Origin of the sequence: Nocardioides sp. S-1144 (genome assembly GCF_005954645.2) — a bacterium.
Taxonomy (GTDB): domain Bacteria; phylum Actinomycetota; class Actinomycetes; order Propionibacteriales; family Nocardioidaceae; genus Nocardioides; species Nocardioides dongxiaopingii.
In genome coordinates this window covers 1,501,540-1,513,325 of the sequence record NZ_CP040695.2, presented here as the reverse complement: position 1 = coordinate 1,513,325, position 11,786 = coordinate 1,501,540, and the positions used below count along the sequence as shown (strand labels likewise).

The 11,786-nt window shown below is 74.2% G+C and carries 11 protein-coding genes and 1 pseudogene; 1 reads left to right on the top strand and 11 read right to left on the bottom strand.

Annotated features, from left to right (window positions below):
• Positions 1-360: 360 nt before the first annotated feature.
• The 11 genes and pseudogenes from FE634_RS07160 to FE634_RS07110 all read right to left on the bottom strand — a co-directional run bounded on the left by FE634_RS07160 (position 361) and on the right by FE634_RS07110 (position 11,262).
• A complete protein-coding gene (locus FE634_RS07160) occupies positions 361-1,119 on the bottom strand; it encodes a ComF family protein (protein WP_262347609.1) in 759 nt (252 codons plus the stop codon).
• 80 nt (positions 1,120-1,199) lie between these two features.
• Positions 1,200-2,174 (bottom strand): LpqB family beta-propeller domain-containing protein, encoded by a 975-nt coding sequence (locus FE634_RS07155; protein ID WP_138875478.1) that lies wholly within the window; start codon positions 2,172-2,174, stop codon positions 1,200-1,202.
• Positions 2,175-2,262: 88 nt separating this feature from the next.
• A pseudogene (locus tag FE634_RS21850) lies at positions 2,263-2,376 on the bottom strand (hypothetical protein); the annotation flags it as partial.
• A gap of 639 nt (positions 2,377-3,015) precedes the next feature.
• Positions 3,016-4,668: an MtrAB system histidine kinase MtrB gene (gene mtrB / locus FE634_RS07145; RefSeq protein ID WP_148240471.1), complete on the bottom strand. Its 1,653-nt coding sequence runs from the start codon at positions 4,666-4,668 to the stop codon at positions 3,016-3,018.
• Positions 4,669-4,671: 3 nt separating this feature from the next.
• On the bottom strand, positions 4,672-5,385 hold the full coding sequence (gene mtrA, locus FE634_RS07140) for an MtrAB system response regulator MtrA (protein WP_137294910.1): 714 nt from the start codon (positions 5,383-5,385) through the stop codon (positions 4,672-4,674).
• Positions 5,386-5,618: 233 nt separating this feature from the next.
• Positions 5,619-7,049: an adenosylhomocysteinase gene (gene ahcY / locus FE634_RS07135; protein WP_137294909.1), complete on the bottom strand. Its 1,431-nt coding sequence runs from the start codon at positions 7,047-7,049 to the stop codon at positions 5,619-5,621.
• Between the two features lie 137 nt (positions 7,050-7,186).
• Positions 7,187-8,140 (bottom strand): DUF808 domain-containing protein, encoded by a 954-nt coding sequence (locus FE634_RS07130; protein WP_138875476.1) that lies wholly within the window; start codon positions 8,138-8,140, stop codon positions 7,187-7,189.
• Positions 8,141-8,204: 64 nt separating this feature from the next.
• On the bottom strand, positions 8,205-9,239 hold the full coding sequence (locus FE634_RS07125; protein WP_137294907.1) for an SIS domain-containing protein: 1,035 nt from the start codon (positions 9,237-9,239) through the stop codon (positions 8,205-8,207).
• A 17-nt stretch (positions 9,240-9,256) separates the two neighbouring features.
• Complete coding sequence (locus FE634_RS07120; RefSeq protein ID WP_148240470.1) at positions 9,257-9,496, bottom strand: Trm112 family protein; 240 nt, start codon at positions 9,494-9,496, stop codon at positions 9,257-9,259.
• Complete coding sequence (locus FE634_RS07115) at positions 9,493-10,863, bottom strand: phosphomannomutase/phosphoglucomutase (protein WP_137294905.1); 1,371 nt, start codon at positions 10,861-10,863, stop codon at positions 9,493-9,495. The genes FE634_RS07120 and FE634_RS07115 overlap by 4 nt, the downstream gene beginning before the upstream one ends.
• Positions 10,864-10,905: 42 nt before the next feature.
• On the bottom strand, positions 10,906-11,262 hold the full coding sequence (locus FE634_RS07110) for a DUF3499 domain-containing protein (RefSeq protein WP_134764574.1): 357 nt from the start codon (positions 11,260-11,262) through the stop codon (positions 10,906-10,908).
• A 49-nt stretch (positions 11,263-11,311) separates the two neighbouring features.
• Between FE634_RS07110 and FE634_RS07105 the strand changes: the two genes are divergently transcribed.
• A complete protein-coding gene (locus tag FE634_RS07105) occupies positions 11,312-11,773 on the top strand; it encodes a metallopeptidase family protein (RefSeq protein WP_246060880.1) in 462 nt (153 codons plus the stop codon).
• Positions 11,774-11,786 lie beyond the last annotated feature (13 nt).

The window sequence follows — 11,786 nt, the reverse complement described above, 5'->3', positions numbered from 1 at the left end:
GGTCGCGACAGCTGACGCTGCCGGTACAGCTGGAGTCCGCCCGGCCGACCTGGTCTTCGACCCCACAACCGCCTGCTGAGACGTTCGCAGCTTCTCTGCCACTACTGGCCTTCTCCCGACGCCCGCGCCGGCGTGCCGGCGAGGGCTGGCCGCATGTGACGGCCGGGACGGGGCAGGACTTACCTCTAAGCCGCACCGTGATCCTCGTGCCCCCGCCGGGGCGGGGGTGTGCGCGGCGCCAGTGGCACCGGGCACCGAGTTACGTGGGCCGTTTCGCCTGCGACTGGCATCGGCTAGCCGTGCGGGGCGTACACCCCGGACGACGCAACCACGGACCCGGACGGACTCCATACACAGACGTTAGTGGGTCACCCCGACCGGTGGAACCTCCGGTGGCTGTGAAGGCGCTGAGGACGGGCCGCGCCGTGGGGTGGCGGCCACGCACGCGATGCCGGCGACGACGACCCCGACCGCCTCGAGGGCGCGCTGGGCCTCGCGCGCGGTGCTGCCGGTGGTGAGGACGTCGTCGCAGACCACGACGTGCGCGGGCGTGTCGCGCCGGGCCAGCGCCCGCAGCGGACCGGCGCGGCAGGCCATGGAGCCGGCGAGGTTGGCGCGCCGGTGCTCGAGGTCGAGACCGGCCTGGTCGACGACGCCGACCCGCGAGCGCAGCAGCGGGACCACGTCGGCGCTCAGGCGGCGGGCGGCCCGGACGACGACGGCCCGGGTCGGGTCGTGGCCGCGGGCCCGGACGACGCCCGCCCGCGACGGCACCGGGACCAGCACCACCCCGGCCCCCACGGACGCCCCGACGGACGTGCCGAGGACGTCGTCGAGCAGCGCCACCACCGCCTGCGCCAGGAGCCGCCCGAGCACCGGGGTGAGCGCGAGCAGACGACGCTCCTTGTGCCCCGCGACGACCTCGCGGACGACGTCCTCGTAGCGGGCGGCGGCCCAGGCAGGGGCCAGGCCCGGCGGCGGGGACGACGGCGCGCACGGCCGCGCGCCCACGGGCAGCCCCTCGAGGCAGCCCGGGCACAGCACCCGGCCGGGCCGGCCGCACCCGACGCAGGTGCCGCCCAGGAGCAGGTCGAGGGTGGCGTCGCGCAGCCCGGTCACCGGGCCATCGCACCAGCCGGGACGCCCGGCCCGCCACCGGCTCGTGGCCACCTGTGGAGGGCCGGTGACCGGCGCCCGGGTCAGCCGGCGTAGCCGATGTCGGTCGCGGGGTCGCCCACGAAGCCGTAGGTGCTGCGGTCGCTCAGGTCGATCAGCCCGCTGCGGGTGAGGCCGTAGGTGGGCAGGCCGGTCACCGGGGTGCCGGCCAGCCCGAGCACCCGGTCGGTGAGGGGGCCCGCCAGCGGCTCCGAGCTGGCCGGCGACCCGTCGACGCTGACCACCCGGACGTCGTAGATGGCGCCCGGGTCGAGGGGGCTCAGCAGCGCGATCGTGGTCGGCGAGGTCCAGGCGATGTCGCGGATCCGGACGCCGGAGCCCGACTCGACCGCGATCTGCTCGGTGCGGTCGACGCCGGCGAGGGCGCCGCGGTCGTCGACCTGGACCCGGCCGATCCGCAGCTCGTCGCCGCCCGGCTCGCGCACGACCGCGACGAACCGGGTCGCGTCGCGCGACACCAGGAACGACCGGACGTCGCGCCCGCTGACCCCGGGCACCTCGAGGCGGCGGACCCGGCCGTTGCTGACGACCTGGACGACCGCGCCGAGACTGGTGCGGTCGACGGTCCAGATCCGTCCGGCGAAGTCCCAGGTAGGACGCAGGAGCTCGGTGCCGCGCAGGGGCCGGCGCACCGGGAGCGCGACGTCCTCCTCGGACTCGACGATCGGGGCGACCACCAGCAGGCGGCCGTCGGCGGTGACCCCGGCGGCGGACCCGCCGGCGATGTCGACCGTGGCGCCCTCGAGCGCGAGCTGGCCGGTGCCGAACGGCCCGGGCACCGGGACCAGCTCGTTGCCGTCGCGCTCGGCCAGGGCCCCGTTGCGGATGCCGAAGAGCCCGTCGGTCGCCGGGGACCCGGCGGGGTCGAACCGGTCGGCGTCGCTGACGCGGTACTCCTCCTGCCCGCCGGGACCGGCCAGCACCTGGTCGCCGAGGGTCACGCGCACCGCGTCGATCGTGGGGTCCTGGCGCAGCGTCCAGGCGAGCTGGGCGAGCATCCGCTCGACCGAGTCGCCGGGTCTGGACGCCGGCCTCCCCGACCAGCGGGACCGTCGCCACGCCGTCGGCGGAGACCGGGACCGACACCTCGACCCGCAGGCCGGGGGGCACGAAGGAGCGCATCACCCGCCGCCGCTCGGGACCGGGCCCGGCCAGGAGCCGCTCGATGATCGTCGAGGTCAGCTGCTCCCCGCGGGGCACGTAGATCGGCTCCGGGACCAGGATCCGCCCGCTGGGGTCGAAGTAGTACAGGGAGGCCACGCGGAAGCGCTGGGCGAACCACGAGTCGGGGCACCACGAGGGCGTCCGGCGGGTCGAGGATGCGGTACTGGCCGTCCTCGATGGTCAGGTCGAGGGCCAGCTGCTGCTCCTCCGGCGGCAGCCGGCCGGCCCACACGCCGTCGCGGCCGATCCGCTCGGCGTCGTTGAGGGTGAGGGTGAAGCGCAGGTTGTCCTCGCGCGGCAGCGGCTGGCCGACGTAGGTGATGGTCGCGGCGGCGGGGTCCCACTCCCCCGCGGCCGAGGCGGAGAGGTACTGCTCGACGACCTCGGTGTCGGTCGGCCAGGCGGTCATCGCCTTGAGGAAGCCCAGGACGATCTCGTCGGGGGTCGCGTCCTCGGCGGGCGGGACGGCGTTGACCTCGTCGGGCTCGCGCTCGTTGACCTGCGACTCGGTGCCGGCCTCCACGACCGGACCCGAGTCGGGCAGGCCGGTGCACGCCGTCACGGGCAGCAGGCACACCAGCGCGAGCAGCACGGCCGGCCACCGCCGGGTGGGCCGGGCGGGCCGGGGGTGTCGGGCGGGCCGGGCGGGTCGGGAGGGCCGGGCGGATCGGGCGCTCACGCGGTCACCTCGTCGCGGTCGGTGGCGTCGTCGGGCTGGAGCGGGAGCGGGCTGCGGCGCAGGGCGTGGTCGCTGCGACGGGGCAGGGTCAGGCGGAACTGGGCCCCGCGGCCGGGGCGGCCCCAGGCCTGGAGCCAGCCGCCGTGCAGGTGGGTGTCCTCCAGCGCGATCGAGAGCCCGAGCCCCGTGCCACCGCTGGTCCGGGCGCGGGCCGGGTCGGCGCGCCAGAAGCGGTTGAACACCATCGCCGACTCCCCCGGCTCCAGCCCGATGCCGTAGTCGCGGACGGCGACGGCCGAGGCGTCCTCGTCGACGCCGAGCCGGATGACGATGCCGGGGTCGCGGCCCCCGACGGCGGCGTGGTCGATGGCGTTGGTGACCAGGTTGCGCACGATCCGCTCGACCCGCCGGGCGTCGGCCTCGGCCAGGCAGGGCCGGTCGGCGTCCTCGACGGCGATGCGGACCCCCCGCTGCTCGGCGAGGGCCCTTGTCGAGTCCACGACGCGGCGCACGACGTCGCCGACGTTGACGTCCTCGAGGTCGAGCACCGCGGCGCCGGCGTCGAACCGGCTGATCTCGAGCAGGTCGGCGAGCAGCGTCTCGAAGCGGTCCAGCTCGGTCTGCAGGAGCTCGGCCGCGCGGGCCGTGCCCGGGTCGAAGCTCGACCGCGCGTCGTGCAGGACGTCGCCGGCCATCCGCACCGTCGTCAGCGGCGTCCGCAGCTCGTGGGAGACGTCGGAGACGAAGCGGCGCTGCACCCGGCTGAGCTCCTCGAGCTGGCGGATCTGGCGCTGCAGGTTGCTGGCCATCTGGTTGAACGACGTCGCGAGCCGCGCGAGGTCGTCCTCGCCGGTGACCCGCAGGCGCTCCTGGAGCCGGCCGGCGGCCAGCCGCTCGGCGACCTGACGCGCGAGCCGGACCGGCGTCACGACCTGGCGGGTGACCAGCCAGGTGATGCCGGCCACCAGGACCAGCAGCAGGACGGCGGCGGTCAGCAGGGCCTGGGTCACCAGGCCGAGCGTCTCCTGCTCCTCCGCGAGCGGGTAGACGACGTAGAGGGCGTAGGTGCGGCCGTCGGCGGGCAGCCGGAGCTGCGAGGCGACCACGATGCCGGGGACGGAGCCGTCCTCGGGCTGGTCGCTGATGACGTCGGTCTCGCCGGTGCGGTCCGAGATCACCTCGGTGTAGGTCCAGGCGGGTCCGGCTCCGACCGTCGACATCCGGTCGAGCAGGGCGGTCGGCAGGGTGGCGACGACGTCGAGGCCCGCGCTGTAGGTCGCGACCGCGTCGCTGAGCGGCACCCCGGCGTCGACCGGGCCGGTGATGACGACCTGGTAGCCGCGGGTGTCGGCGCGCCCGATGATCTCGCGCGCCAGGTCCTGCACCTGGCTGGCGGCGTCGGTGCCACCCACGGGCGCGGCCTGCAGCCGTCCCTGGGCGTCGCGGGTGGCCGAGGCCGACTCGGCGAGCACGGCGTCCACCCGGTTCTCGAGCAGCCCGTCGCGGGTCTGGCGCAGGAGGTACCACCCGACCGCGCAGATCACCACGGCCGAGAGGACCAGGGTGCTCGCGACCACCCGGGCCTGGATGGAGCGCCGCCAGAAGGTGGGCGGCCGCCGCAGTCGGGACGGCACCCGCGGGGCGCGCACGTCCTAGGCCTTGCCGGCCTTGTAGCCGACCCCGCGGACGGTCACCACGATCTCGGGGTGCTCGGGGTCGTGCTCGACCTTGGACCTCAGGCGCTGCACGTGCACGTTGACCAGGCGGGTGTCGGCGGCGTGGCGGTAGCCCCACACCTTCTCGAGCAGCATCTCGCGGGTGAAGACCTGCCACGGCTTGCGCGCCAGGCACAGGAGCAGGTCGAACTCGAGGGGGGTCAGCCCGATCGGCTCGCCCGCCCGGCTCACGGCGTGGCCCGCGACGTCGATCTCGAGGTCACCGATGGCCAGGGCGTCGGCCTGCTCGGGGCCGGCGGTCTCCTTGCGGCGCACGCGGGCCCGGATCCGCGCGACCAGCTCCTTCGGCTTGAACGGCTTGACGACGTAGTCGTCGGCACCGGACTCGAGCCCCACCACGATGTCGACGGTGTCGCCCTTGGCGGTGAGCATGACGATCGGGACGCCGGACTCGGCGCGGATCTCCTTGCAGACGTCGATGCCGTCGCGGCCCGGCAGCATCAGGTCGAGCAGCACCACGTCGGGCCGGTAGTCGCGGAAGGCCTCCATGGCGCGGTCGCCCCGGCTGACGGTGCGGGAGTCGAAACCCTCCTGCCGCAGCACGATCGACAACATCTCGGCCAGCGCCGCGTCGTCGTCGACGACCAGCACGCGACCGTTGGTCGCGAGGTCGTTCGACGACTCGGTCATGGACCCCATTCTGACAGCACCCACCAGCAGGCCCTACCCGCCGGTACCCGGCGGCAGCCGCGGCCGCGCCCGCGGGCGACGGCCCGGGTCACCACGGAGGCCGGGCAGGCGGGCGCGGGCGAGCGCCGCCGAGACCCCGGAGCCGGAGAAGCCGAACGCCACCACGGGGGTCCGTGGTGGCGTTCGGCTCCTGGCTCACGGGGTCCCGACACGCGGGTCGACCCCGTGCTGGGTCAGTACCGGTAGGCCTCGGCCTTGTAGGGCCCCTCGACGGCCACGCCGAGGTAGGAGGCCTGGTCGTCGCTGAGGGTGGTCAGCTTCACGCCGAGCGAGTCGAGGTGCAGCCGGGCGACCTCCTCGTCGAGGTGCTTGGGCAGCACGTAGACGCCGACCGGGTACTCCTCGGGCTTGGTGAAGATCTCGATCTGCGCGAGGACCTGGTTGGTGAAGGAGTTCGACATCACGAACGAGGGGTGGCCGGTGGCGTTGCCCAGGTTCATCAGGCGGCCCTCGGACAGCACGATGATCGCGTTGCCCGCCGGGAAGGTCCACACGTCGACCTGCGGCTTGACGTTCTTTCGGACCGCGACGCCCTCGGCCTCGAGGCCGGCCATGTCGATCTCGTTGTCGAAGTGGCCGATGTTGCCGAGGATCGCGTTGTGGCGCATCCGCGACATCTGGTCGACGGTCACGACGTCCTTGTTGCCGGTCGCGGTGATGATGATGTCGGCGATGGGCAGCACGTTGTCGAGGGTGTCGACCTGGTAGCCGTCCATCGCGGCCTGCAGCGCGCAGATCGGGTCGATCTCGGTGACGATGACGCGGGCGCCCTGGCCGCGGAGCGACTCCGCGCAGCCCTTGCCGACGTCGCCATAGCCGCAGACGACGGCGACCTTGCCGCCGATGAGGACGTCGGTGGCGCGGTTGATGCCGTCGATGAGCGAGTGCCGGCAGCCGTACTTGTTGTCGAACTTCGACTTGGTCACCGAGTCGTTGACGTTGATGGCCGGGAAGAGCAGCGAGCCCTCCTTCATCATGTCGTACAGACGCAGCACACCGGTGGTGGTCTCCTCGGTGACGCCCTTGATCTCGGCGGCGATGGGGGTCCAGCGGCCCGGGTTCTCGGCGAGCGAGGCGTTGAGGACGTCGAAGATGACCTTCTGCTCGTGGCTCTTGGCCGAGGCCGGGTCGGGCGCGACGCCGGTCTTCTCCATGTCGAGGCCGAGGTGCACGAGCAGCGTCGCGTCACCGCCGTCGTCGAGGATCATGTTGGCGAAGGTGTCGCCGGGCCAGTCGAGGATCTGCTGGGTGCACCACCAGTACTCCTCCAGCGTCTCGCCCTTCCACGCGAAGACCGGGACCCCGGCGGGGGCCTCGACGGTGCCGTGGGGACCCACCGCGACGGCGGCCGCGGCGTGGTCCTGGGTCGAGAAGATGTTGCACGAGGCCCAGCGGACCTCGGCGCCGAGCGCGGTGAGCGTCTCGATGAGGACGGCGGTCTGGATGGTCATGTGCAGCGAGCCCGCGATGCGCGCGCCGGCCAGCGGCTTGGAGTCGCCGTAGCGCTCGCGCATCGCCATCAAGCCGGGCATCTCGTGCTCGGCGAGCTGGATCTCGGTGCGGCCGTAGTCGGCCAGGGAGAGGTCGGCGACCTTGAAGTCCACGGGTGCTCCTGTGTGCTGTTCGATGCGGATGAAGCGCGTGGTACAAGGCTAGGACTGCGCATCGCCGTACGAAGAATCGTTGGAGCACCACACCCCTGTGATACCGGAGTGGGCGGAGTGGGCGGCCGGGGCCGGGCTCAGTGCGCGGCGCCGTGCTTCCTGCCGAACGGCAGCACGTGCACGACGGCCACGACGATCGCGCCGACGACCAGGCCGACGACCGCGGAGGCCGCGGTGTTGGTGAGCCAGCCGAGCACGCCGCCGAGGGCGCCGACAGCGTCGTGGACGGCCACCTCGAGGTGGTGGACCGCGTCGTAGGGCGGGTCGACGCCGAGCTCGTGCAGCTGGGCGAGCAGGATGTGCCCGCCGACCCAGAGCATCGCGGCGATCCCGACGACGGAGATGGTGGCCAGCAGCCGGGGCATCGCCTTGACGAGGCCGAGGCCGATCCGCTGGGCGGCCGCCGAGGAGCGCTGGGCCAGGCTCAGCCCGACGTCGTCCATCTTCACGATCGCCGCGACCACGCCGTAGACGAGGATCGTGATGCCGACGGCCACGACCGCGAGGATGACCGCGCGGGCCACGAACGCCTCGGCGGCGACCTCGTTGAGGGCGATCACCATGATCTCGGCGGAGAGGATGAAGTCGGTGCGCACCGCACCGGCGATCATCGTCTTCTCCTGCTCGGGGCTGATCTCGGCCGCGGGGGCGTCGTCGGCCTCGGCGCCGTGGCCGCTGACCCGCTCCCAGATCTTCTCCGCGCCCTCGTAGGCCAGGAACGTGCCGCCGCAGATGAGGATGACCGGCAGCACCCAGTCGGGCGCGAACTCGCTGAGCAGCAGCGCCGCGGGCAGGATGAAGAGCAGCTTGTTGCGCAGCGAGCCGATCGCGATCTTCTTGATGATCGGCAGCTCGCGCTTCGCCGCGACTCCCTGCACGTACTGGGGCGTGACGGCGGTGTCGTCGACGACGACGCCCGCGGCCTTGGCGCTGGCCCGCGCCGCCGCGGCGCCGACGTCGTCGACCGAGGCCGCCGCCAGCTTGGCGAGCACGGCGATGTCGTCGAGGAGTCCGAACAGCCCAGCGCTCATGCGGCAGAGGTTATACGAGCACGCGGTCGCACCCGCGCGCCCGTCCGGCCCGGCGGCGTCCGGCTCAGTCCTCGACGATGCCCAGGCGCAGGTACTCCGCGGCGTAGGTGCCGGTGAGCAGCAGCGAGGCGTAGCGCGCGACCTCGCTGGGGGCCTCGCTCGTGACGGTCTCGACCCGGACGCCGCGCCCGTCGGCCGCGGCGCCGAGCCGGCCGCGGTGCTCGCGCACGACGGGGTCGTCGGCGCCGTCGTCGAGGACGACGAGCACGGGACGCAGGTCTCCCCCGGAGCCCGTCTCGCCCGCGAAGGGGTCGACGAAGACGTCGCGGGGCCGGGTCGCCTCCAGGACCGGCAGCAGGTGCTCGGCGTCCCCGGCCAGGGCGGTGCGACCGCTCGACCGGCGGATCGACTCCGCGACGCGGCGCGCGGCCCGGGCCGCGAGGACCGAGCCGCCCCAGACCAGCGGGTTGGCGTCGGCGAGCGAGATCGCGAGCATCTTGGCCGGGTTGATCGAGATGTCGCGGTGCGGCGAGCAGGCGATCGCGACGTCGTCGAGGGCCTGCGCGACGCCGTCGGGGGCGGCGTCGGGACCGAGGCCGACGCGGTGCAGGTAGGTCAGCATGACGACGGCCGTGGCGAGCTGGTCGTCGGCGACGGTCGGCAGCAGCGTGCTCCAGCGCCCGTCGGCGTGCTCGGCGACCATGGACGCCGGCGGGCAGGCCACGACGACCTGGCAGCCGCGGCGCACGGCCTCGGCGACCGCGGACGCCGTCCCGGTGTCGGAGCCGTTCGGGGCCAGGACGACGACCAGGTCGAGGCTGCCCGCCCAGCCCGGCAGGCCCTGCCCGGGCCAGGCGACGAAGGGCACCGGGCACCACGGCTCGAGGACCGCGCGCAGCAGCCGCGAGTCGGGGCCGGCGGCGATCACCGCGCGCGGGCGGGCGTCCTGGGCGCGCTCGACCGCGACCGCGGTCGCGGCGGCGGCGTTCTCGGCCTCCCGGCGCACCCGGGCGCCGGACTCGGCCAGGGTGCGCAGGCGCAGGTCGGAGGCGCCCAGGGCCATCTCGTCGTCGAGACGGGACTCGTCGAACCAGGTCATCGCGTCGTCCTCCCCGGTCAGGCCGGGCGGCGGGCTTCGTCGACGAGCAGCACCGGGATGTCGTCGCGCACCGGGTAGGCGAGGCCGCAGGCCTGGCACACCAGCTCGGTGGCGCCCGACGCCGTCACGACGGCCAGGTCGCCGCGGCAGTCGGGGCACACGATGATCTCGAGCAGCGCGGGGTCGATCCCGCCCGTCGGACCGCCCGTCGGGCCGCCCGTCGGGCCGCCCGTGCTGCTGCCAGTGGTGTCGGTCATCGGTTTCCTCCGCGGATCAGGGCGAGCGCCTCGTCGCGCGTCGCGGTCATGGTTCGGTGGTCGGCGCCCTCGACGTTGAGCCGCAGCAGCGGCTCGGTGTTGGACATCCGGAGGTTGAGCTGCCAGTCGGCGTGGCTGATGGTCAGCCCGTCGAGGTGGTCGGTGGTGGCGCCGGGCCGGCCGGCGAAGGCCTCCTCGACCGCGGCCACGGCGGCGGCCGGGTCGGCGACGGTCGAGTTGATCTCGCCCGAGAGCGGGTAGCGGTCGTAGCGAGCCATCAGCGCCGACAGCGGCCGGTCGCTGCCGGCCAGCGCCGCGAGGGCGTGCAGGGCGGCGAGCATGCCGGAGTCGGCGCGCCAGAAGTCGCGGAAGTAGAAGTGACCGCTGTGCTCGCCGCCGAAGACGGCGTCGGTCTCGGCCATCGTCGCCTTGATGTAGGAGTGGCCGACCCGGGTGCGCACCGGGCGCCCGCCGAGCTCGGTGACGATCTCGGGCACGGCGCGGCTGGTGATGAGGTTGTGGATGACCACCGAGCCCGGGTGCCGGGCGAGCTCGCGCTCGGCGATCAGGGCGGTCAGCGCGGACGGCGAGACCGCCGCCCCGCGCTCGTCGACGAGGAAGCACCGGTCGGCGTCGCCGTCGAAGGCCAGGCCGATGTCGGCGCCGACCTCGACGACCTTCTGCTGGAGGTCGACCAGGGTGGCGGGGTCGATCGGGTTCGCCTCGTGGTTCGGGAAGGTGCCGTCGAGCTCGAAGTAGAGCGGCACGAGCTCGACCTGCGCGCCGAGACGCTCGAAGACGGCGGGCGCGGTGTGCCCGGCCATCCCGTTGCCGGCGTCCACGACGACCTTGAGCGGCCGGCCGGTGACCGGGGCGAGCGAGAGCAGGTGGGCGGCGTAGGCCTCCAGCACGTCGTGCTCGGTGATCGACCCGCCGCCCGGGCCGCTCGGCGCGTGCCCGGCGGCGACCAGGTCGCGGATCGCGGTGAGCCCGGTGTCGGTGCCGACCGGCTGTGCCCCGGCGCGGCAGAGCTTGATGCCGTTGTACTGCGCCGGGTTGTGGCTGGCGGTGAACATCGCGCCCGGCAGGCCGAGGAGCCCGGAGGCGAAGTAGAGCTGGTCGGTGGAGGCCAGCCCGATCAGCGTCACGTCGGCGCCGGCCCGGTTGGCACCGTCGGCGAAGGCGCCCGCGAGACGGGGCGAGCTCGGCCGCATGTCGTAGCCGACGACGACCTCCCGGGCCCCGACGACCTCCACGAACGCCGCACCGGTGGCCGCGGCGAGCTCCTCGTCGACCTGGTCGGGGACGGTGCCCCGCACGTCGTAGGCCTTGAAGACGGCGTGGACCGTGCCGGGGTCGAGTGCCATGTCGCGCAGCCTAGTGGGGTCCGGCGCCCCGCCCCCAGCCGGTCAGTCGGTGGTGAGGACCCGCAGGTGACCGCGGCGGCTGGTCTCGCGACCACCCTCCTCGGCCGGGCGGGTGCGCTCCACGGGCGCGGGTCGCCCGGCCTCGCGGACGGCGTCGGCGAGGGCGAGCAGGTCGTCGGAGCTGGGCCCGGTGTCGCGGACGTCGGAGGCCAGGCGGAGCACCTCCCACCCCCGGGGCGCGGAGAGCCGCTCGCTGTGCACGGCGCACAGGTCGTAGGCGTGCGGCTCGGCGAAGGTCGCCAGCGGGCCGAGGACGGCGGTCTGGTCGGCGTAGACGTAGGTGAGGGTCTGCACGGCGGGACGACCGCAGGGGGTGCGCGAACAGCGCCGGAGACTCACGGAGGAGACGGTACCCGTGGAGGCCGTGGTTGCCGCCTAGGCTCGCGGGGTGGCACAGCACGCAGGTCCCGGGGACACCGGTCGACGACGCACCCGGACCAGGGACCGGCGCGACCGCGGCATGCGCGGGCCGGCGGTGCTGCCCCGCGACCCCCGCACGCCCGAGCTCCGCACCCGCCGCGACCGCTTCGACGACCTGGTGCTCGCCGTCGTCGCCGACATCGAGGACCGCTGGCAGGAGCACCTCGGCCTGGTCGAGTACGCCGTCGAGGACGCCCCACAGGTGCCCGACGACTGGGAGTCGGGCACCGTGCCGCTCTCCTCCCTGGTGCGCGGCACCGGCACCCGGCCGACCCGGCTGGTGGTCTTCCGGCGCCCGATCGAGCACCGCAGCTCCTCGCGCGGCGAGCTCGAGGCCCTCGTGCACCGCGTCGTCGTCGAGCAGGTCGCCGAGCTGCTCGGCATCGACCCGGAGCAGGTCGACCCGCGCTTCGACGACACCGACGACTGAGCCGACCGCGCCC

Bases quoted from the DNA above. Each gene is read 5' to 3' on its own strand.
- FE634_RS07125 (WP_137294907.1), bottom strand. From the start codon at position 9,239: ATGACCTGGTTCGACGAGTCCCGTCTCGACGACGAGATGGCCCTGGGC.
- FE634_RS07155 (WP_138875478.1), bottom strand. From the start codon at position 2,174: ATGCTCGCCCAGCTCGCCTGGACGCTGCGCCAGGACCCCACGATCGAC.
- FE634_RS07130 (WP_138875476.1), bottom strand. From the start codon at position 8,140: ATGAGCGCTGGGCTGTTCGGACTCCTCGACGACATCGCCGTGCTCGCC.
- mtrA (WP_137294910.1), bottom strand. From the start codon at position 5,385: ATGACCGAGTCGTCGAACGACCTCGCGACCAACGGTCGCGTGCTGGTC.
- FE634_RS07115 (WP_137294905.1), bottom strand. From the start codon at position 10,863: ATGGCACTCGACCCCGGCACGGTCCACGCCGTCTTCAAGGCCTACGAC.
- FE634_RS07120 (WP_148240470.1), bottom strand. From the start codon at position 9,496: ATGACCGACACCACTGGCAGCAGCACGGGCGGCCCGACGGGCGGCCCG.